Source organism: Rhizobium gallicum bv. gallicum R602sp, from assembly GCF_000816845.1.
GTDB classification, from domain to species: Bacteria; Pseudomonadota; Alphaproteobacteria; order Rhizobiales; family Rhizobiaceae; genus Rhizobium; species Rhizobium gallicum.
Genome location: NZ_CP006877.1, coordinates 3060148 through 3082198, shown reverse-complemented (window position 1 = coordinate 3082198; position 22051 = coordinate 3060148). Strand labels below are relative to the sequence as shown.

14 protein-coding genes are annotated in these 22051 nt (G+C 57.2%); 11 read left to right on the top strand and 3 right to left on the bottom strand.

Going from position 1 to position 22051, the window contains the following annotated elements; genetic code table 11:
• Nucleotides 1-93: 93 nt before the first annotated feature.
• From RGR602_RS15140 to RGR602_RS15105, 8 genes are all read left to right on the top strand, one after another.
• On the top strand, nt 94-1272 hold the full coding sequence (locus tag RGR602_RS15140) for a polysaccharide biosynthesis/export family protein (RefSeq protein ID WP_039846915.1): 1179 nt from the start codon (nt 94-96) through the stop codon (nt 1270-1272).
• Nucleotides 1273-1496: 224 nt separating this feature from the next.
• A complete protein-coding gene (locus RGR602_RS15135) occupies nt 1497-8939 on the top strand; it encodes a type I polyketide synthase (protein ID WP_039845786.1) in 7443 nt (2480 codons plus the stop codon).
• A gap of 1 nt (nt 8940) precedes the next feature.
• The gene (locus RGR602_RS15130; RefSeq protein WP_039845785.1) at nt 8941-10356 is read left to right on the top strand and encodes an aminotransferase class I/II-fold pyridoxal phosphate-dependent enzyme; all 1416 of its coding nucleotides are present in this window, start codon (nt 8941-8943) and stop codon (nt 10354-10356) included.
• Nucleotides 10357-10370: 14 nt separating this feature from the next.
• Nucleotides 10371-11234 (top strand): SDR family NAD(P)-dependent oxidoreductase, encoded by an 864-nt coding sequence (locus RGR602_RS15125; RefSeq protein ID WP_063855992.1) that lies wholly within the window; start codon nt 10371-10373, stop codon nt 11232-11234.
• Between the two features lie 6 nt (nt 11235-11240).
• Nucleotides 11241-12866 (top strand): LTA synthase family protein, encoded by a 1626-nt coding sequence (locus tag RGR602_RS15120; protein ID WP_039845784.1) that lies wholly within the window; start codon nt 11241-11243, stop codon nt 12864-12866.
• Entirely contained in the window at nt 12863-14161 is a 1299-nt protein-coding gene (locus RGR602_RS15115) for a capsule biosynthesis protein (protein WP_039845783.1), read from the top strand. The genes RGR602_RS15120 and RGR602_RS15115 overlap by 4 nt, the downstream gene beginning before the upstream one ends.
• A 63-nt stretch (nt 14162-14224) precedes the next feature.
• Nucleotides 14225-15448, top strand: a complete 1224-nt coding sequence (locus RGR602_RS15110; protein WP_052451583.1) for a right-handed parallel beta-helix repeat-containing protein — start codon at nt 14225-14227, stop codon at nt 15446-15448.
• 114 nt (nt 15449-15562) lie between these two features.
• Entirely contained in the window at nt 15563-16408 is an 846-nt protein-coding gene (locus tag RGR602_RS15105) for a hypothetical protein (protein ID WP_039846912.1), read from the top strand.
• A 56-nt stretch (nt 16409-16464) separates the two neighbouring features.
• On the opposite strand, the gene RGR602_RS15100 is transcribed toward RGR602_RS15105, so the two are convergent.
• Together RGR602_RS15100 and RGR602_RS34890 are read right to left on the bottom strand one after the other, a co-directional pair.
• Nucleotides 16465-17286, bottom strand: coding sequence for a polysaccharide pyruvyl transferase family protein (locus tag RGR602_RS15100; protein WP_052451582.1), 822 nt, complete (start codon nt 17284-17286; stop codon nt 16465-16467).
• 349 nt (nt 17287-17635) lie between these two features.
• A complete protein-coding gene (locus RGR602_RS34890; protein WP_052451580.1) occupies nt 17636-17845 on the bottom strand; it encodes a hypothetical protein in 210 nt (69 codons plus the stop codon).
• 233 nt (nt 17846-18078) lie between these two features.
• On the opposite strand from RGR602_RS34890, the gene RGR602_RS15095 reads away from it, so the two are divergent.
• Nucleotides 18079-19074 carry a glycosyltransferase gene (locus RGR602_RS15095; protein ID WP_170250196.1) on the top strand — a complete coding sequence of 332 codons (996 nt, stop codon included), beginning with the start codon at nt 18079-18081 and terminating at the stop codon, nt 19072-19074.
• Here the strand turns inward: RGR602_RS15095 and RGR602_RS15090 are convergent.
• Complete coding sequence (locus RGR602_RS15090; RefSeq protein ID WP_039845782.1) at nt 19058-20011, bottom strand: Stealth CR1 domain-containing protein; 954 nt, start codon at nt 20009-20011, stop codon at nt 19058-19060. The two genes, RGR602_RS15095 and RGR602_RS15090, sit on opposite strands and share 17 nt — an antisense overlap.
• A gap of 90 nt (nt 20012-20101) precedes the next feature.
• Here RGR602_RS15090 and RGR602_RS15085 point away from each other — a divergent pair, with 90 nt between their 5' ends.
• Both RGR602_RS15085 and RGR602_RS15080 read left to right on the top strand, forming a co-directional pair.
• Entirely contained in the window at nt 20102-21247 is a 1146-nt protein-coding gene (locus tag RGR602_RS15085; protein ID WP_039845781.1) for a polysaccharide pyruvyl transferase family protein, read from the top strand.
• A gap of 146 nt (nt 21248-21393) precedes the next feature.
• Nucleotides 21394-22041 carry a glycosyltransferase family 29 protein gene (locus RGR602_RS15080; RefSeq protein ID WP_170250195.1) on the top strand — a complete coding sequence of 216 codons (648 nt, stop codon included), beginning with the start codon at nt 21394-21396 and terminating at the stop codon, nt 22039-22041.
• The last annotated feature ends 10 nt before the right edge of the window (nt 22042-22051 follow it).

The window sequence follows — 22051 nt, the reverse complement described above, 5'->3', positions numbered from 1 at the left end:
AGTGTGCTTTGCAGGTGCCAATTAGAATCTTTTGCAAATAGGTCGGTTGTGACAGGCAGGAAGAATGTCATCGCCGATATCGAGGGAAATCAATTGGTTCGATCGAGTATTGTGTTGATCTGCCTTGCCTTGGCGGGGTGCCAGGGGTTGCCTGCGCAGGGGCCACTTGCCGATACAATTAACAAGGATGCTGGGCGATCCGCTGCAGAAGTCGGCCGCCGGAATGCTGCCGTATTTGACATCGTCGACGTGGACAGCCGTTCTGCCACTCTCGTCTCTAATTATGTGGCGACAGCTCTCAATCGCCGTTTCGGTATTGGCGGTGGCGTGGGTCGCGTGGTGATCGGCGTCGGGGATCACCTGAAGGTAACAATCTTCGAAGCCGGCAGCGACGGGCTCTTCTCGACGACGGAATCGAAGCAGACGAACCTCGATATTGTAGTGCAGCCGGATGGTATGGCCGCAATTCCCTATGCAGGATCGGTCCAGTTTGAGGGAAAGACTCTTGAAGAAGCCCGTAAGGCAATTCTTGCGTCACTGGCGAACAAGGCCGTCGAGCCGGACGTCATTGTGACGAGCGTGAGCACCGCATCCCGAAATGTCACGGTTTCTGGTGAGGTCGGCAAGCCGTCCCAGGTGCCGCTGAGCCTCGTCAGCGAAAAGATCACCGAGGTGCTTGCCAAGGCAGGGGGGTCGCAGGCACAGCCGTACGAGGCCTATGTCACGCTCGTCCGCGGCAAGAAAACCGGAACGGCGCTTCTGAAGTCGATCATCGAAAATCCCTCGGAAGACATTTACGTCCAGCCCGGCGACCGGATTTTCGTGTCGAAGGACCCGCGGACGTTTACAATCCTTGGCTCCGCCAATCTGAACGCACGTATCAATTTCGGTGCGAACGATCTCAATCTGCTTGAGGCGGTCGCACTTGGTCGAGGCGGCAACGATCTGGCGACTGACGCAAAAGGCTACTTCCTGTTCCGCTACGAAGAGCCTGATGTCGTCATGAGCCTGCTTGGCACCAAGCGGTTCCATGAGCTCCTGAACAAGGGATTGGCGCCGGACAGCGTTGGCCGCTATCCGATTGTCTATCGTTTCGACATGAGTCATCCGGATAGCTTGATTGTCGGACAGACGTTCCCGGTCAAGAATCGCGATGTTATCTACATCTCGCGCCATCCTGCCGTCGACATTCGTATGTTCCTCGGAATTGTCGGGCAACCGGTCGGCATTGCCGCGCAGAGCGCTGGAATTTACAACAACATGAACAATTAGATCTAGTTGCTGATTGTAGCTATTCTTTTGGAAGGGGCTCCATCAGGAAATGATGGCGCTCCTTCCTTTGTTTACAATCGGTTACGGTTGTTATTGAAAGTTATGGGAATACAACCACAGATGCGATTTTTTCGGGTGACAAGCCGTATCTTTTATGATGTGAACTTTAGCTGGCATTGATATCCGCCCTCTGCCGACTACTGCCATAACGACACCGGGTGAACATGACGATTGAGATTATTGGGCGCGCAAGCGTTGCTCCAGGCGCTTCTTCAGTGGATGAACTGCGGCAAATCCTCGAGGACGGGAAGTGCACCGTCAGCGAAATCCCGGCTGAGCGCTGGCAGCTCGCCCGCTACTGGCACCCGCATCAAGGCATCCAGGGCAAGACCTACACGTTCGCCGCCGGCGTTCTATCGGACGTCTATCATTTCGATCCGGCTGTTTTCGGCCTTTCCCAGCGCGAAGCGATGCAGATGGATCCGCAGCAGCGGATTTTGCTGAGCCTTGTCTGGCGTGCGCTTGAGGACGCCAATCTTCCTGCTGCTTCCTTAAGTGGCGAGCAGGTGGGCGTCTATGTCGGTGCATCTAGCCTCGATAACGGCAACCTGGCCGTCGAGGATCCGGCGACCGGCAGCCCCTATTTCATGACGGGCAACACGCTTTCGATCGTTTCGAACCGTATCTCGCATATCTTTGGGCTGCGCGGCCCAAGCATGACGATCGACACGGCCTGTTCGTCGTCGCTGGTGGCGCTCGACCAGGCCGTCCGCGCGCTTGATCGCGGGGACATCGATACGGCAATCGTGGGCGGGATCAATCTTTTGGCTCATCCGCTTTCCTTTGTCGGCTTTGCGCAAGCGCGTATGCTGTCACCCGAAGGCCTGTGCCGAGCCTATGACACGAACGGTCATGGCTATGTGCGCGCCGAAGGGGGCGTCGTGCTGGTGCTTCGCCGCACAGACAAGGCTCTGCGCGAAAGGGACCGCAGCTACGCCCGTCTTCATGCAACCGGCGTCAATTCTTCAGGCCGTACCAATGGCATTTCCCTGCCGTCGCGGGAGGCGCAGGCTGCCCTCCTCAAGTCGGTTTACGAAGGCGCCAATATCGATGTGAATCGCATCGCCTTCATCGAAGGCCATGGTACCGGCACGCGCGTCGGCGACCCCGCTGAAGTCTGGGCCATCGGCAGCGTCATCGGCAAGAACCGCCGGGCGCCAGTTCCGATCGGCTCCATCAAATCGAATATCGGTCATACCGAACCAGCCTCCGGCCTCTTCGGTCTCCTAAAGGCAGTCATTGCTCTTGAAAACAATTTCCTGCCGGCAACACTTCATATCGAGCGGACCAACGAAGACATCGATTTCGAGGATCTGAACGTTCGCGTCAACACCTCTCCGATCGAGCTGATGCCTGCCAAAACCCCGCGCTTTGCAGGCGTAAACTCATTCGGCTTTGGCGGCACGAACGCCCATGTCGTGATCAGCGATCCGGATCCTGTCGCACCGCCTGAGCCGCAAGCAAAGGGTGATCGGGTCATCTTCATGGCAAGCGCCCATAGCGCCACGGCGCTTGAGGGCCTGCTTGATGACTATAAGCAGCGTCTGGAGCAGGCCGAAACCAGAGAGGCGCGCCAGCTTGTCGCTTCGGCGGTGGCGAACCGTGAGGCAATGCGCCACCGTTTTGCTGTCAAAGCGAAGGACAGCGACGGAGTGTTGGCGGCAATCAGCGCTCATCTGGCAGGCGAGCCGACGGCTGGCGAGCATGGTGAGGTTCCTGGTCAAGGCGTGCGGGTTGCATTTGTCTTTGCTGGAAACGGCTCGCAATGGCCGGGCATGGGGGTGGACGCGTATCGCGAAAACGCGCACTTCCGCCAATGCTTCCAGTCCTTCAGCGCGCTCTTTGAATATTATCTCGGCGAAAAGCTGACCGATCTGCTCTTTTCCAAGGATCTGCCGGAGCGGCTCGCGGACACCAAGATTGCTCAGCCGATGCTGTTTGCGGTGCAGGCAGCGTTGACCGACTGTCTTTCGGCGCAGGGCCTGCGACCCGATGCGGTTCTTGGTCACTCAGTCGGCGAAATTGCCGCTGCCTACGCGGCCAAGGTGCTGACGGCCGCGGAAGCTGTGGCGATCGTTGCCAAACGCTCGCAGCATCAGGACCTGCTCGCCGGCGAAGGCAAGATGGCAGCCGTCGTCATGACCGCGGATGCCGCGCTTGCTTTCGCACATGCGAATGGCTTCGACAATATCTGCATTGCAGCCATCAACGCGCCGAATTCAGTGACGATTTCCGGCCCATCAGAAGAGGTTCAGGCCTTCCGCGACGCCGCCCGCAAGGCGCAGATCGTGGCGCATGTGCTCGATATTAACTATCCGTTCCATCATCCGATCATCGATCGGGCGAAGGATGCATTCTTCGACGATCTGCCGGATCTCGAGCCAGATGCCGGCACCGGCATATTCATTTCCACCGTCACGGGCCGCCACGCTGATGGGCAGACGCTGGACACGGCTTATTGGTGGCGCAACGTGCGTGATCCGGTGCTGTTCAAGGACGCTTGTGAAGCCGCGATGGAAATGGGTTGCAACCTTTTCATCGAAATCTCGCCGCGCCCGATTCTTTCGAACTATGTGACGGACATCGCCAAGAACATCTCGCATCAAGCGGCCGTAATCCCGACGCTTGCGCGTGAAAGCGGAACCGGGCGCGATCCGGTCGCGCAGTCCTTCGCGCGTGCCGTGGCTCATGGCGTATCGCCGCTTCGTTCACGCAACGCCGCCGGTCGCAACGCCTTCATTCAACTTCCTCCGCTGCCGTTCGAGAAAGTCGAATTGCGTCCGCACCCGACGAGCGACGAGATCGACATCTTCGGCCGCGATCAGCGTGTGCCTTATACGCTGCTCGGCTGGCGAACCGATCCGAACGCATCGAGCTGGAAGAACCATGTTGACGCCAACCTGCTGCCAGACCTTGCAGAGCATGTCGTGGATTCAAAGGCGATCATGCCTGGCAGCGGCTTCATCGAGATCGCCGTAACGGCTGCACAGCAATATTATGATACGGACGAGGTCGAACTCGGAAATCTGGAGATCGTGCGGCCACTGGAATTGCGGCAAGATCGTATCGCCGAACTTTCGACGGTCCTTTCTCCCGAAACCGGCAACATCGAAATCCGCTCGCGTGAACGGCTGAGCAATGACGACTGGACCGTTCATGCCGTAGCCCGGGTGCGCAAGACGATCGATGCCGTGGCCGACGAGCGCGCAGCCCCCGTCGCCGGCGAAGTCAAATCGGTTCTGACGGCCGAAAAGACATATGAGACAGCTGAGCGCTTCGGCCTGCAATATGGTCCGCATTTCAGGCTGTTGTCGAAGGCGGTCGCTTTCGGGCACGGTCTGATAGAGGTCGATCTTAAGACAGCAAAAAAGGCTGCACACCCTTACCTGAGCTACAATCTGAATCCGATGTCGGTCGATGCAGCGTTTCACGGTCTGGTGGCGCTTTTCGATCAGCTATCCGGCGATCAGGCAGGCGCGCCCTATATCCCTGTGCGCTTCGGCTCCGTTCGCGTCAGGCGTTCCGAACGGCCAGTCGTCAAGGCGACGATCGGGATCGAACGGTTCAGCCAGAATTCGATCAAGGTGCGTTTCCGGATGTTCGACGACGCGGGCACACAGGTTGCGGCATTCGACGATTGCCGCTTCCGCCGGACGTATCTGAGGCGTCACCACACGCTGGATTCCGTCGCCTTTCACTATGAGAGCGTCCCGTCCGCGTTTTTTGCCGCGACATCCGACATTCATGCGCTTCCGGTCATTGCCAGCGCCCCGGACGTTGCGCTGAATAACGCAACCCTTCTGCTCGACGCCGCCGTCTATCGCGCATGCCACGAGATCGCGCTTGCGCTCGCGGCAAGGGATGGTTCGATTACGATTGGCAGCCTTCCCGGCGATGCCGCATTCAGATCCTTCCTCTCCAGCTGCCTCTTCAGCCTTGAAGATGCGGGCATTGCCTCTTCCGATGATGGAAAATGGACCGTTGCGACTGAATTCACGCTGCCTCCGGTCCAAGAGGTTCTGCGAGAACTCTATGGTGAAGATGCCGGCCGCATCGCGGAAGCCGTCCTCATCAACGATGCGCATCGCGATGCTCTCGAGAAAATCGCAGCCCTCAAGCAGGGCAAGGACATTGCTTCTTCGAAGTCGGTCAGCGAAGCGACGCTGGAGCATGTTCTCGTCCATTCGCCCTTGAGCTTGCACCGCCTTTCCGTCGTAAGCGGCATGGTCGATGGTGTGCTGAAGGCGAAGAATGGCGGTATCCGTCGAATTCTGGAAGTTGGGTCGATCTCGGCCGCCTTCAGCCGCAAGCTTGCCCTGGCGGCAGCCGAACACGGCGCTTTGCTCGTCATTGCCGACCCGCGTGAAAATATCCGGCGTACGCTGGAACTCGCTTTCGAAGACAGCGCGCATGTCATTGTCGCAGACCCCGATAAGCTCGGCGATCAGGCCGCGGCCGATCTGGTTGTCGTTGCGGGGGATCAGAGCCAGCAGTATCTTTCCAGCGACGAGGCGCTCCAGGCTGTCGTGCGCAAGGCAGCTGCTCACGGTGCGACGCTCGTCCTTGCCGATCGTGCGCCTTCCGCTTTCAACGACTTCGTATTCGGCCTGTCGGACGTCTGGTTTGCAGGCAGCCAGTCTCCGGAATTTCCGATCGGAAAGCTCGGAACCGCCCGTCAGATTGAGGATCTTGCGCATTCGCTCGGATTTGCGGACGCAAAGGTCGACGAAGCCGAGTATCCGGAAGGCAGGCTCGTTTCGCTGATCGCGCAGCCTAAGGCGGTCAACGAAAAACCCCTGGCCGCCGAAGCCGTTAATGGCCCGCTATTTGTGATCGGCGAAGGCTCAAGCCACGCCTCGGACTTCGGGGGGCTAGCAACAATATCCGTTGCGGCGGACGAGCCGAAGCCGGCTTATGCTGAAGCGTTCTCCAAATTTGCGGGCCAGCCGGTGCGTGCGGTCTATTATGCCCAGCGCGCATCGAAGCAAGACCCATCGAAGCTGTCACAGGATCGGCTCGTCGCATTTGCATCTTTTGCCGAAGCGCTTGCCGCCTACATGCAGTCCGGCGAGGCTGCCGCAAACAGCCGTCCGCAGCTTCTTCTCATCGCGCCCGGCGGCTCGCCGCTTTCCGGTGATGGAACCGACGGCCCAAACTCAGGGCTTTGGGCCTTTGCCCGCGTCCTGCAGAACGAGTATGAATTCCTGGACGTCCACATGCTCGATGCGGAACCCGGCGATAGGCGTATTTCCGGCATCGTGAATTCGATCTTCGCATCACATGGGGCAAACCGCGAATGGATGCTCGACGAGGCAACCGGCGAGGTCCGTGAACTTCGCGCTGTTACCGGGCCTTCAGCGTCCTCTGCCCGGATGACCGGCGGTTATGCCGCTGCCACGATCCGCCAGCATTCGGCCGGACGCCTCGACAGTGTTGCCTGGGAAGCTTGTGACGTACCGTCTGTTGCCGACGGTGAGATCGTCGTTGCCGTCGAGGCAACGGGTCTCAACTTCCGCGATGTCATGTGGGCCATGGGCCTGCTCCCCGAAGAAGCACTGGAGGACGGCTTTGCTGGCGCCACGATCGGCATGGAGTTTGCCGGACGTGTTGTCGAAACGGGCATGGGCGTCAGTGATCTGAGGCGTGGCGACAAGGTGATGGGCATCGGCCCGGCCGCCTTCTCCACGCATGTGAGGGTTCGCCAGGATGGTGTCACCAGGCTACCCGAACGGATGGATACGGTCGCCGCAGCAACCGTGCCGGTCGCGTTCCTCACGGCCTATTATGCCATGGTCGAGCTCGGCCGCATTCAGCCCGGCGAGACGATCCTGATCCATGGTGCCGCAGGCGGTGTCGGCCTGGCTGCCCTGCAGATCGCAAAGCTGAAGGGCGCAACGGTCATTGCCACGGCGGGAACGCTTGAGAAGCGTCGCTTCCTGGAAACGCTCGGCGCCGATCATATCTTCGATTCGCGCTCGCTCGACTTCGTGACCGATATTCGCCGGATTACCGATGGTGCCGGTGTCGATCTCGTTCTCAATTCGCTCTTCTCCGAAGCCATGGAGCGCAGCCTCGAGCTCGTGAAGCCGTTCGGGCGCTTCCTTGAACTTGGAAAGCGCGACTATTATTCCGACCGCAAGATCGGGCTTCGGCCTTTCCGCCGCAATATCAGCTATTTCGGGATCGATGCCGACCAGCTGCTCGTCAATGTGCCGGAACTCACGAAGCGGATATTCACCGAAATCGGAGAGTTGTTCTCCGCCGGAAAGCTGGTGCCGATCCCTTATCGCGCTTTCGGTTATGACGAGATCAGCAGCGCATTCCGTCTCATGCAGAATGCCGGCCACATTGGCAAGATCGTCGTCCGTCCCCCGGTCATCGGCAAGGATAAAGTTCTTCCGGCACCCGGCAAGGCGCTTCACTTCGATTCCGATGGCATCTTCCTTGTGGCAGGAGGCATCGGCGGCTTCGGTCTTGCAACTGCAAACTGGTTGGTTTCGAAAGGCGCCCGGAAGATCGCGCTTTGTTCGCGCAAGGGCGTTGCCGACGACGAGACCCGCAAGGCGATCACCGAATGGACAAAGAAGGGCGTCACGGCAAGCGTGCATGCTTGCGACATTACCGAGGAGAAGGCGGTCGCCGCCCTGCTTGACGAATTGCGCACCAAGGCGCCGCTGAAGGGCATCGTCCATGCAGCCATGGTGCTTGACGATGCCCTGCTTTCGAACCTCACGGCAGAACGCAACCGGCCCGTCGTGAACGTCAAGGTCAAGGGCGCAGACATCCTTCACCGGCTGACGGCAGATGACGATCTCGATCTCTTCCTGCTGTTCTCGTCCGCGACGACGATGCTCGGCAATCCGGGCCAGGCGAACTATGTCGCAGCCAACGGCTACCTCGAAGGTCTGGCGCGCCAACGCCGCGCAGCCGGACTTGCCGGCCTGGCGGTAGGCTTCGGCGCGATTGCCGACAAGGGCTACCTGGCACGTAACGCCGAGGTGAACGAGGTGCTTTCGAAGCGCATCGGCAAGTCGGCTTTGAAAGCGGGCGATGCGCTGGAGCAGGTCGAGCGCTACATGCTTGCCGATCAGGGCCGCATCGAGGGTGCGACTGTCATGATCGCCGAGGTCGACTGGAGCGCGGCGCGCCTTCTACCAATTGCCGGAAAGTCGCTCTTCGAGACGATCATGCGCCAGGCAGGAAGCAACCAGGCGACCAATGACAACGAAACCATCGATCTTGAGGCGATGATCGCCGGCAAGTCTGCAGATGAAGCGCAGGCCCTTCTCCATAAGCTGGTCGCTGTCGAAATCGCAGCGATCCTGCGTATCACCGAAGATGGTATCACACCGGAAAAAGTGCTGAAGGATATCGGGCTCGACAGCCTGATGGCGATGGAACTCGGTATGAGCTTCCAACAGAAGACCGGCTTCGACATACCGCTGAGTGGTATCAGCGATGGCACGACCATCGGCGATGTTGTGGCTCGTCTTCGGGAGCGCGTGGCCAGCCGTAGTGGTGGAAACGAGGGAGCAGGCGAAGCCGAGCAGGTTGTCAGCCAGCTGATCCAGAGTCATTCTGGCACGGTTCAGAAAGCGGCAATGTGAAATGACGGATAATCCAGACGGGAAGGCGCAGGACCGGAAAACGGGACTGCTCGATCAGATGCGGCACGCCAACGAGTCGTCCGGCAGAAACCGGGCAGCCCGGATGAACCGCCACCCCCAGCCGCCGGTTCGCCAGGTGACACGATTCGACGAACTGCCGGAATACCAGCGGGTGATGACCCAGAAAATCGGGGCGCAGATGGCTGGCATCGGCAACCCCTTCTACCGGTCTCATGACAAGGCGGCAGGTGCAACGACTGTTATGTCCGGCCGGGAGTTCACAAACTTTGCCTCTTATGACTACCTCGCAACCAATACCGACCCGCTCGTCAACCAGCGGGCAAAAGAGGCGATAGATCGCTTTGGCATTTCTGCGTCGGCAAGCCGGCTGGTTGCCGGAGAGCGGCCCGTGCATGTCGAACTTGAACATGCGCTTGCCAAAGTCTACGGCGTTGACGCTGCAGTCTGCTTCGTCAGCGGCTATCTGACCAATGTTGCTGCGATCAGCTGTCTGATGGGCCCGCAGGATCTCGTGATCCATGACGAGTTCATCCATAACAGCGCGCTTGCCGGGATCAAGCAATCGGGCGCGACGCGCCGTCTCTTCAAGCACAATGATGTCGAGAACCTCGAATCCGTTCTGAAGTCTCTGTCCTCCGACTTCCGGCGTATCCTGGTGATCGTCGAAGGCGTCTACTCGATGGATGGCGATATCGCCGACCTGCCGGCACTGGTCGAGCTGAGGTCGCGTTACGGCTTCTGGCTGATGGTCGATGAGGCGCACGCTCTCGGCGTGCTTGGACAAGCCGGCCGCGGCAGCTTCGAACATTACGGCATCGATCCACATGACGTCGACATCTGGATGGGAACGCTTTCAAAGACCACATCGAGTTGCGGCGGTTATATAGCCGGAAGCCAGGCTTTGGCGGACGTCTTGAAGGCGGAAGCCGGCGGGTTCGTCTATAGCGTCGGCCTGGCGCCGGTACTGGCGGCTGCGGCATTGACCGGCCTGGAAATATTGACGAAAGAGCCGGAGCGTACCGCCCGGTTGCGGCGCAACGGCGCGCTCTTCCTCAAGCTTGCGAAGGAAGCCGGTCTCGATACCGGCCTCGCGACGGGATATTCCGTTGTTCCGGTGATCGTTGGGGATTCCGTTCGCGCCGTGCAGCTTTCCAACGATCTTCTCGAAGAGGGCGTAAACGCGCTGCCGATCATCCATCCGGCAGTTCCAGAAGGTATGGCGCGGCTGCGTTTCTTTATCACCTGCAATCACACGGATGAGCAGATCAGCCATGCCGTCACTGTGACCGCAAAGCGGCTGAAAGATTTACAGGACCGCAATTTCGGCCTAGGTTCGATCGACTTCGAACAGGTAATGAAGCTCCTGCCGATGAACCAGATGGCGGGCAAGCCTTAAGGCAGGACGATGCAATGCATGTCATCGTAACCGGCGGTTCAAGCGGCATCGGATTAGCAGTCGCAAAGGCTTACGCCGCCAGAGGCGAGCGGGTTTCACTGATCGCACGTGATGCGGCACGCCTCGACCAGGCGGTTTTAGACGTCCAGGCTGTATCGAAAGGCGGAAGCACTTTTGCCGTTTCGGCTGATGTTTCCAAGCATGAGGACCTGGCATTTGCGGTCAAAGCCTGTGAAACGGCAAACGGCCCCTGCGATGTGCTGATCGCCTCTGCCGGCATTGTCGAGCCGGCCGCCTTCGATGCTCTTTCAGCTGCGGCCTTCGACCAGCAGATATCCACAAATCTCCTGGGCACCGCAAATGCCGCCCGTGCCGTCTATCACAGCATGAAGGCGAGAGGGCAGGGCACCATCATGGTGGTCTCGTCGGGTGCCGCATTGATTGGCCTTCACGGTTATGCGGCCTACTGCGCCTCTAAATCGGCCCTCAAAGGCTTTGCGGAAGCCATACAGGCGGAAGCCGTCGGAACGGGAATTCGCGTCTCCATCTGCTTTCCGCCGGACACGCTGACACCCCAGTATCAGCGTGAAATGACGATGCGGCCATGGCAGGCCGAGGTTCTGATGGGCAAGGTGAAGCCCTGGACGGCAGAAGCAATTGCACAGCGCATTATCGCCGGTATCGACCGAAAACGCTCGAAGATTCACTTCACGCCGTCCCTCATGGCGCTTGCCTATCTGGGGCCGTTCATCAAGCCGCTGCTTTCGCTCTGGTACCGATCTCGGTTGAAGCGTGGCGCAAGGGAAACGCATGCAAGGTCATCGACTGTGCATTTGAAGACAGGGATATCATCGGGCATTGACACGCCCAAGCTTTAATCGGATTTGGCATTTGTTGCCGGTAAAAGAAAATCGATGGTTCCTTTGCGCTTACATGACGTCCCCTTTCTATTGGTTGCCTCCTGCTTTGCCCTGACGTGCATCTTCGTCTATGCAACGGACTGGTTCGCGATGCCGTCTGCCGTCTATCGTCAGAACAACGTCGAGCGAACACCCTCACGCTATGCGCTCGATCTTGCCGCACGCCTTCCGGTTATCGCTCTGGTCTTTGCGGGTTTCTTTTCGGTAACGTGGCGGCCGATCTACGCCATGCAGGCGACGATGAGTTTCTTTGTGATTTTCACCGGGATTTCGCGCGCGAAGTTCAAGTTCATCCGAGAGCCGCTGATTTTCTCCGACATCGCGCTCGTCGTCGATGTTTTCAAATACAAGGAGATCTTCTACGCGACCTCCCTGAACATCTTCTTCTGGATATTCTCTTTCCTTTACGTCTTCGGCGTGACCGGGCTCTATTTCTATTTCGAGCCGCATATTTTGCCTGCCAGCGCACAGGGGTTCTGGGCCCTGGTCGGACTTGCCGTTGCCTTCGGTCCGTGGCTGGCGCTTTTCTACGGCCCTGTGAACGGGCCGGTCTCGCGGGCCACGCAGCAGCTGGTTGGACCGATCGATATCAAGAAGAATACGGTCCGTTTCGGTACGTTCACATCTGTCGTTCTTCATTTCATCATATGGCTCGGCCGCCGCCGCGAGAAGATCGTGCACGAGCTGTCGGTCATGCTGAAGTCGGCGCTGCACGATCTTTGGGATCCGGACGGCGATAACGAACCGCCTCTCATCGTCGTCTGGCAGTCGGAATCGTTCATCGACCTTCGTCATTTCGAGGTCAAAGATTTAAAGCTTCCCAATCTTGATCGACTGCGAAAGCGGGCGGCGCAGTGGGGCCGTATGACAAGCGTTTTCGAAGGCGGCTATACGCTTCGCACCGAATTTGCAATCTTAAGCGGCCTTCAGCCGGACGACGTGCATATCGATGCGAGCTATCCCTATCTGAGCGCAAGCCAGTACACGGATGTCGTCTGGCCGAATAAGCTGAAGGATGCCGGCTGGAAGACGCAGTTCATTCATCCCTACGATCGCACCTTCTTCCTGCGTCATAAGGCAATGCCGCAGCTCGGCTTCGATCACATGATGATGCTCGACGAATTCGATCATAATCCGGAGCGCGACGGCCCTTATGTTAGCGATCAGGCGCTGACGAAGAGCGTCATCCGCGAGATCGAAAAGGATCCGGATATCAAGAATTTCCTGTTCGTCGCCTCAATGGCCAACCATGGCCCCTGGGAAGCCGGTCGCGTCGGTGATCTAACCGATCCTGTGGAGATCTATTCCGAGCTCCTTCGCCGCGCCGATCATGCGCTTGGGAACCTGGCCCATCATCTCGACACGCTGGACCGGCCAGTCTGGTTGCTCTTCTACGGCGATCATGCGCCGCTCTTGAAAGCTTTTGCCGATCCGTTTCCGGACCCGCGCACCGATTACGTGATCGTGCCGCTCGGCCGCGCTCGCTCGCATTCGCAGCGTCCCGTCCCGCCCCGGGAAGAAGCGCCGTGGAACCTGCTCGGAACGCTGCTGCGCTTTGCTGGTCTTAGCAAAGAGTTGCCGGCGGAATGATTGTGTCGGCCCCATCAGAGGAGAAGGCGAAACGCGTCTTCCTATTTCTCCAGGGGCCATCGTCCATCCTCTATTGCAAAATCGCGGACCGTCTTGAGGCAGCCGGCTGCGCGTGCCTTCGCGTCAACCTCAATAGCGGAGATTGGCTATTCTGGCGCAGGCGAGGTGCCTTGAACTATCGCGGTCCTTTCGCCGCTTGGCCGGGCTATGTCCGTCATCTTATCGCGGACCGCAAGATCACCGACCTTATCGTCCACGGAGAGGAGAGACCCTACCACCGTGCTGCGATCGCCGAAGCCCGCGCAATGGGCGTTTCGATCTACACCATCGAGATGGGGCATTTGAGGCCTGATTGGGTGACCATCGAGCGCGAGGGCCTTTCGTCCAACTCGCGTTTTCCCGTTGATCCGGGTCATATACTTGCGGCTGCGGAGGGCCTGCCGGAGCCGGATTGGAACAGGCGTTACAGTCATACTTTCCTCTCGGAAGCGATCGCCGATTTACTTTATTACCTGCCGACCGTGTTCTTCTCGCTTTTTTATCCGCATTACCGGCGGCACGGGCTGTTTCATCCGCTCGCAGAATATGCCGGCTGGCTGAGGAGGCTCGCAACTGGCCGCAAAAGGGCTCGCGAGGCGAATATCAAAGTTGGCCGGCTGTCTTCCGACAACGCAGCGTTCTTTGTCTATCCCCTGCAGATTGCGACCGATTATCAGTTGCGCGCCCATTCGCCGTTCCACAGCCAGCGGGATGCCATCCGTTTTATTCTGCGCTCATTTGCCGAGCACGCATCGCAAGATGCGAAACTACTCGTCAAAGTGCATCCGCTCGACAACGGCCTTATCGACTGGGACGACTATGTGAACGCCACCGCCCTGTCGCTCGGCTTGTCCGGCCGCGTGCAGGTTATCGACGGCGGTGATCTCTCGGCGCTGATCGTTGCAAGCCGGGGCATGGTCACCGTCAATTCGACAGCTGCACTTTCAGCATTGCAGGCAGGCAAGCCTGTTAAGACGCTCGGAGTTACGATCTATGATATCGAAGGACTGACGGATCCGAAGTCAATCGACCTTTTCTGGCAGGATCCACAACCCCCATCGGCAAAGCTTCTTGACGCGTTCATGCGATTGCTCGCAGCCACCGTGCAGGTTCGCGGGAACTTCTATTCGAAAGAGGGAGCGGAGGCTGCTGCCGAAAGCATTGCTGCCAGATTGCTGGCGCGAAATGTCAACGAGCCGGGCGCATACGTCGAGCCGCCGATCCGCAAACATCCGATGAAAATAGACGTCCCTTGACCGACATCTGGTAAGAAGTCGGCAGGGTGAAGATTCGCCTCCACGCAGGGCAACGGAGATAGAATGATACTCGGGAAGACGAAAGCTGTCATAATGTCAACGAGCCTCGCCTTGTTGGTTGGCTGCCAGGGCGGAGCGGCCTATATCGACAGCTCCTTTTTGCAGTCGGATCTTGGGTATCAGAGGCCGCATCCTCAGCGACCACCGGGCCCGTCCGTGCCGTCGCCTGATGAAGGCGAAAACAGCAGGCCCACGCCTGTCGAGGAAAGCCCCACCGACACCTCGCCACCACGCGAAGAGGCTGGACACAACACACCGTGCGGACAGGAGACGATCGCCAAAATAAAGGCCCCTGGTTCAGAGCCGGTTTCTTTGCGGTGCAATATCCAGCTGTCTTCGCGTGACGTCGTGACCCATCAACTGATCTTCGAAGGAAGTGCCGCTTCAAACGCGGTACTTGATTGTGGCGGGGGGCTAATTGACGTTAGTTCAGGTGGTTCGCGCATGCAGAAAACCGGGATTGTCGTTCGTTCGACGCGAATTGCGTCTGGGCAATGGGATGCTCCGCGCAATGTCACCATTCGCAACTGCCGGATCAGAGGATTTGTCAGGATTTACGGTCTCGGAGAAAATGCGAACGGCGCAGTTATGAAGGCCTCTTCACTCAAGCCTGACCACATCAACTATGCCCAAGCCGCGGCACCGGCCAACGTGAAATTTGAAAAAGTCCAGATCGAGGCGCCCAATGGCATACCCTTTTATGTGGGGCCGGGCGTAACAGGAGCGGCTTTGATTTCGTCTCAAATATCAGGCCGCAGCACCGCGGTTGCCGTATATCTTGACGCTGAGTCAGCCCGCAATACGATCTCCGGAAACGTCTTCAGCATCAAAACGGATAAGCGTGAATTGATAGCAATCGATGGTTCTGCAAGAAATACGATTTCCCGCAATACATTCGAAAACTCCGACAATGGCGGAATATTCGTCTATCGCAATTGCGGAGAAGGCGGCGTCATTCGCCACCAAAAACCGGAGTTCAATCAAATAACGCAGAACACGTTTCGGTATTCTTCCGGCCGCCAGCAACCGGCAGTTTGGTTGGGATCCCGCAACGGAGGCAAGGACTATTGCTTTACCGACCCGGCCTATCCATTTGGCAGCAGCGCAAGCAATGCAGACTTTGCTGACAACAACAATGTCGAAGGGAACAGGATCGTCGGTGGTGGTCGCAATCTGATCGTTAGCAGGGGCGGCAACAATGTCGTTCGAGACAACACGTCACAATAGGCGGCTTCTGACAACGGAAACCATGGCTACGTGCTATTTTGCATCTGCTGGCACGCGCCATATCTGTGCAAAGCGCTTGGAGCATTGGAATTTTAGAAAGGAATGGCGGAGCAAATGGCTGTGAGCGAGACGCTACCTGCGGCAGGCACGAAACAGGTGATCTGTATAAATTGGGGTACGAAGTTCGGCCCCCCCTATATCAATCGCCTTTATGCCATGGTTGCGAGAAACATCACTCCGCCGTTTACGTTCACATGTTTCACCGATAAGCGGGATGGCATTCGGCCTGAGGTTCTTTGCGAGGACCTACCGCCATTAGACGTCACGAAGATGCCGGAGAAATCCCCAGGGATTTGGAATAAGGCGCGGCTTTGGGGGGAAACCTTGGGCTCACTCAGTGGCCCGGTTTTGTTCCTCGATTTGGACCTTGTGGTTGTTGCGTCGCTCGATCCGTTTTTTGAGGTTGGCAGCGCCAACGACGTTGTTATGGCGCGCAACCAGACCACGCCTTTTGAAAAGCTAGGACAGACATCGCTGTTTCGATTTCCGGTGGGCAAGCTCGCGCCACTGCAGGAAAAATTTAAGGCGGCACCACAGGCGATTGCGGATCAGTACCGGTTTGAGCAGCGCTTCGTAACCAAGAACGTTCCGGACGGTCCGAAGTTTTTCCCGCGCGAGTGGGTGCTGCACTTTCGTCAAGATTGCCGGCGTGCATGGCCGCTCAATTACGTCCTTGCACCGCGGCTCCCTCGGAGCGCAAAAGTAGTCATTTTCCCACGCGGTCTTCGCCCGGAGCAGGCAATAAGTGGGAAATATCACGAACGGGGCGCCGACAATCTGTTCGGACATCTTGTGGCAAGTTTCAACAAGAGCAAGCGGCAGAAGCGGGACTCGTTCTTCGCGCATCTTCGCCATTTTATCCGCCCGACACGCTGGGTGGCGGATCACTGGAGGGAGTAGGCAGGTTAAGCGCTTTTCATCGCAGGCCTGGCGACAACAGACGTTTTTGCAGGCCGCTAGGCCAAGGCTGCAGCGATCCTGTTTCGCAAGTCCTGCCGGATTTGCGTTTTGATGCCATCAATATCCAAGGCTGGCGGTATCTCAGCAACCCTACTTGCAAATGGGTGACTGATAGGATGCCACTTCGAATGCCGCTTAAGTCCGATTTCTTCAACTATTGCGGTGCGATTGGTTTTGGGGCCGATGAAGACGGTTGGAATGCCCATAGCCACACAGGGCATTGCGCAGTGAATGCGCTTGGTGACTATCAGCGCCGCTTTGCGGCCGTATGTTTCGATAATCTCGCGTGCAAACCTAAGACGTACTTCCGTCGGTGTCTCTGCCACCCGATGGCTAACGGTTTTCAATTTGAGCCCGTGGCTTTTGCGAAAGTTCGGCGTCAGGTCGCCGAGATCTGCTTCAACTAGGTAGATCGAATCAGGTTTCCGATCGGAAGGCGCATCGAAGGTTAATGTGGAGCAAAGCGAAAGGTACGCTTCAACTCCTAAAGACCGGATGAATGCCACCGTGCCGCTATCGCGACATCCGATGGGCTCATGTTTTTTTAAGTAAGCTGCATGTCGGGCGATCGTCGGCTTAGCTCGCTTCTGTACGTGAAAGCCAAAAAAAATAGGTTTAATCGCTTCGCTCGGTGGCCAGTTATCGAGCTCTTCTAAAAACCATCCGTTTGTGACCAGGATGGCTTGGGGGCCATCGTATGTGTTGAGGTGGTCTCGGTCGATGTATGCGTCAACGCGCGGCAAATGCTGCATCACAGCCACGGTCTGAACGTCGTCGCCAATGTTATTGCTGAGCCAGTTCAGCGCCAATATATTCATTGAATCTCTCTGAGTTTTGCCTCCTGATAATACGCAGTGCCTCAGATTGCAATCGCTCTCGCGGGTTAGATAGGCGTGCTGCAGCGACACTCATCTCTAAATCGCACCGCGCCAGTCTGCCGACAATACTGCTGGTAAAAGGTGGCTCTCGGCTCGAGATACATCGTATGAGCCCGAAGGCGATCACGCGGCAACGTTTGCCTTTCGAAATTTATGACCTGCAGCGTATCGGCGATACAGTAGCGCTGCAGCGAGCGGTGACCGGGAAGAGGGCTTTACGCCGCGAAAATATCCGCAGACTACATATCGCCCTGGACGATGGCAGGCAGATGTCAACTAGCCATCTAGGTTAGAAATAGTTTCGCAGCAGCGACATTGTGCCTAGCCAGCCGAGTTTCCCTCCAATCCAGCGGTCCATCCCATGGCGGCCATCGACCAAAGAAATGGGGCGCGTGTCGTTGTTGTCGGCGATCCTTTGCTCGCCTGCTCGATTTAAATGCTGCTCTATGTTATGGGGCAGCACGTTGAATGGAACTGCCGATGCCCCGATACCTTTCATTAAGACGATTATTCGCCCGATGGATTGAGCCTCCTCCTAGCGGCGTCGTCGAAGCCTCGAACTTTAGACAGGGGGACACGTTTTCGGTCGATATCTGCATCGTGACGAATTGCGCCTTTGTCGGTGGAAATGCATCAACGACTGTCACTGAGCTAAGGGCGTTTACCGCCGCTGGGCTGACTGCGATCATAGTGCACTGTCCAGTCAAACGGTCGCTATGGAAACGCAATTGGGTGGCCGAACGCTTCTTACCTTTCATGGACAAAATCGTTCCGGCGGATAACGTCAAATACATCAAGTGCCAAACCCTTATCGCCCGTGGCCCGCGCATGGTTATGACGCCCATCTTCCGCAATCTGATGAAGAGGATCGATGGCGAACGGGCTTTATTCGTCGTGAACAATTCCGCGTGGAGCGAGAACGGCAAACCGCTGTTCAACTGGCCGGCGCTATTTCGTCGCGTGGCAAGAATCGGAGTTCCGCACTCGAATATCTATCCAATCAGCCCAATTATCCGCGAAGAATGCAGAAGGGTCCTCTCGAAATCTGCTGGCCCGGATTTATTGGCACCGATCGATTGGCCACCGGCTTTCAAAATTGAGGATTTCCCCTTTGCGCCGCGGACGCACCTAACAGCCCCTGTCGTCATCGGACGACATGGCCGGGACCACGACGGAAAATGGCTCGAAGATGCGGAGGAACTTCGGGCTGCCTACCCTTGCCGCACTGATATTGTCGTAAAGATCATGGGCGGAGCAGAAACGGTTAAAAAGCGGTTGGGCGCCTTGCCCTCTAACTGGGTGGTCGAACCGTTCGGCACGACGGGCGTTGGAGACTACCTTTCGCAACTTGATGTGTTTGTAAACTTCCCGGCACGAACAAGAGACGAAGCTTTTGGGCGGACGATAATCGAGGCGGTACTTTCGGGACTTCCTGTGATCCTTCCTCCTGCATTCGAGCCCACGTTCGGTGATCTGGCGCTTTATTGCGAGCCACATCAGGTGTCAGGGCTCATCGACAGGCTCGTGAGCGATGATCACGGTCGTATCCACTATATTAACGCATGCCGAAGGGAAGCGGCAGAACGCTTCGGCTCCCACACGCTTTTGAAGCGGCTGAAAACTCGCGACACCGACGGAACCTACTCGCCCACGCTCGACGGCGGTTCACAGGCTTTCCGTAGAAGGATGATGGGCGAGTCCGCCCCGGAGACTAACGTGACAGCCTAAACCACTCTTCTAAGCCCGAGGAGACAACACGACTGTCCTGTTCGCTCATTGCATCGAGGCTTTGCACACAGATGCACGCAAGTTCACCGCGGACCAGAGCGCGCATCGTAGCAGCGATTTTAGCCGACGCCCGTTTATTTCGAGGAGGCTTTATAAACCCAACGTCAGTAGGCGCCTCCACGAAGGAGCCATCATTCAGTTCCAGGTTGTTTGCAATGCCGATTGGAGAAAATTGCGCTGGACTACGAAAACGATAACCAGCCTGTGCACGCAGCGCTGTAATGTCTTGCTCCAGGAAAGCGGCCATCGTCGATCTTCGCATGGCGTGAGGGTGATGTCCCGCAAGGAGATAATCATCGGTTCGCCCTGCCAAGCGCGCAGCCATTTGCTGGGCCTCTTTGAAGCCTGCTCGCTTCGGACCACGGCGAAAAAGGCCCTTAAGCCACGTGATTGAGCCATTGGGAAAATGCCTTAGCTGCCCCCTGAGCACAGGTCTGCCATCTCGAAAAAAGTAGTCAGCTGTTAAGCTGCGTCCAATGAAAATGTCATCGTTGAGATAGATAAACTGTTCGGCGAGATCCGGAATGCGATACAGCATCGTCTCAACTGAGCGTGAGCTGAAAACCGGGAGCAAATCGTCATGCTCTCCGTAAATTGCACGGTGACTTACAATTTCGATTCGACTTTCCCAGTCGGGGGTCGCAGCTAGGAGGCTTTCCAGAGCGTCAGGTTTTTGGTCGTCGGTGACGACAAATACGCGTCGTATAAAAGGACAGAAGTGCAAGATCGACCAGACACAGTATTTAATCTCACCGCGATGCGCGAAGCGCGTCGAGGCGGTAGCCATAGAATGCATTCCCTTTGGTTGAAAAACAGCCCTTTTTGCAACATGGGCAGGATCATCCCCATCGACCCAAGTAACAACTGCGTCAATCAAAACAAAACTCCGCTCCCCGACCAATCTTGACAGCGCCTCTCGGCACATGCAACGCCACGCAAAACTAAACGAAACCGAAGAAAGCACAGCATGAAAGCTCCCGTCGCGATCGTTTTCGCCAACCTTAAAGGTAATTTAGGCGACTTCGCAATATTGCATGCGATGCTCGTCGATCTAGAACGAAAGCGTTCAGGGCATCCTGTCCATGTCTATTCCCAAGGATTTGTATCCGTAGATCGCGCCAGGCTCGCGGCCTTTCGGAAAGTTGCTCCACCGTTTGAACTTGCAGGAACGACATTCACGGACAATCATCGTCTCCACCGGGTAAGGGTCAAAATTGCGAGATTTTTTCGCCTGCGGCAGCGTTACCAAGCTTTAAGGATCAAATCCTTGGCTAGGAACGCGACTCCCGACGCGGAAACTTTTTCGCGATATGATGGAGTCTATATTGCCGGCGGAGCACAGTGGACGGGTGAGAACTCGGGAGTATCTATGTTCGCCACGCTAAGAGCTATGGCTGCACATACCGATCGAATCTTTTCCTATCCCGTCTCTGTCTCTTCATCCCTTTGGAAGGTGAACACCCGGAGCGGTTTAGCTGCCGATTTTTCCCGCATCCAAGGCCCGCTCATCGCTCGCGACAGCACATCGGAAGGTATGCTCAAGGGTCTTGGGCTCGATGCTGCGCTAGGTGCCGACTGTGTCTTTTCGCTAGCTGAAATTGGAAAAAGCGTAGAGGCCGCACCTCGTGGGAAAACGCTACGAGTGCTACTCGTAGTAACGAGTCAGGAGGCGATCGCAATCAGCGGGGCGCTTCAGCGTTTGCGCCCGCACGGCATTTCGATTGCACTTCTGACAACCTGTGAAAGCGAGGACTTCGCGGTTCAAAAGCCGAGCGCCGAGGCGTACGGAGCACAGTTTCTCGCGCCTCTAACCTGGCAGGAGACCGTAGCCGAAATGAAAGCCAGTGACGTCGTCATTACCAATCGGCTTCACGGTCTCATCCTCGCATCATTTGCGGGTGTACCCATATTGCCTTTGACTGATCGGTCGAAAGTTCTGGCAGTGGTCAATGATGCGGCGTTGCCGTTGAAAATATCGAACCTCGAGTCTCTGAATGTCGAGATCGTGAAGGAGGCCGTCGACCGACGCGCAGAAATTGTCAGCAAGATTGCCGATTACCGAGATCGCGCACAGTCAAAGCTGCGTAGCCCAATTCCGGATGAACGGGTGTGACCAGAGAAGCATACGTGAGACTACTCAGCCAGACTGGCCGCACTTTGGACGTCATCCAACGGTGGATGAGATTCAAATTTATCGCTTCACCGCTTAATCCGTGGCGAATACCGTTACTGAATGCGTCGGCCTTTGCAGGAAAGAGAGTGATAATTATCGGCCCCGCACAAACGGTTGTCGAGGATCTCGAGAACGTCAGCGTTGACGGCTATGATGTGATCGTCCGGCTGAACAACGGGATAGCGCTTGCTCAAAAAAATCCCTCCGTTCTGGGCTCGCGTACCGATGTGCTGTTTCACAATCTTATGGAGCACGGCGACCGAAGCGCAGGCGCTATCCCGGCGCCCCTCCTGCGAGAGCAAGGCGTTCGCTTTTTAGTGTTCCCTCACTGGGGCTTCAAAGGTAGCAAATCTCGTTTGTACAAGAAGCGCGAGGAACTGCACGGTTGTCAGGCAACCGAACTAGTTGTGCCTTCAACTCGCTTTTGTGAGGGTGTGCGGCGCCAGCTGGACGGATTTCAACCGACGGTCGGCGCCAGTGCAATCCTCTTTTTTCTCAGCGCACAGTGCAGAGAAGTCGCCATCCACGGCTTCACGTTCTTCCAGACACCTTATCTTCTCGGCTACAACGACGCCGTGGCGACTGCCGATGAGGCACGCGCGTGGGCGGCGGCGTCGTACGTGCACGATCCAGCTCGGGAGAAGACAGTCGTTATGCGCTATATTTCTGCTGCAGAGCAGCGAGGAGTGCGCGTTGCGCTCGGGGCCAACGTACGGCGGTTCCTATTTGGTTAGATGGCGTCAC

Bases quoted from the DNA above. Each gene is read 5' to 3' on its own strand.
- RGR602_RS15135 (WP_039845786.1), top strand. From the start codon at position 1,497: ATGACGATTGAGATTATTGGGCGCGCAAGCGTTGCTCCAGGCGCTTCT.
- RGR602_RS15130 (WP_039845785.1), top strand. From the start codon at position 8,941: ATGACGGATAATCCAGACGGGAAGGCGCAGGACCGGAAAACGGGACTG.
- RGR602_RS15125 (WP_063855992.1), top strand. From the start codon at position 10,371: ATGCATGTCATCGTAACCGGCGGTTCAAGCGGCATCGGATTAGCAGTC.
- RGR602_RS15115 (WP_039845783.1), top strand. From the start codon at position 12,863: ATGATTGTGTCGGCCCCATCAGAGGAGAAGGCGAAACGCGTCTTCCTA.
- RGR602_RS15110 (WP_052451583.1), top strand. From the start codon at position 14,225: ATGATACTCGGGAAGACGAAAGCTGTCATAATGTCAACGAGCCTCGCC.
- RGR602_RS15105 (WP_039846912.1), top strand. From the start codon at position 15,563: ATGGCTGTGAGCGAGACGCTACCTGCGGCAGGCACGAAACAGGTGATC.
- RGR602_RS15100 (WP_052451582.1), bottom strand. From the start codon at position 17,286: ATGAATATATTGGCGCTGAACTGGCTCAGCAATAACATTGGCGACGAC.
- RGR602_RS34890 (WP_052451580.1), bottom strand. From the start codon at position 17,845: ATGAAAGGTATCGGGGCATCGGCAGTTCCATTCAACGTGCTGCCCCAT.
- RGR602_RS15085 (WP_039845781.1), top strand. From the start codon at position 20,102: ATGAAAGCTCCCGTCGCGATCGTTTTCGCCAACCTTAAAGGTAATTTA.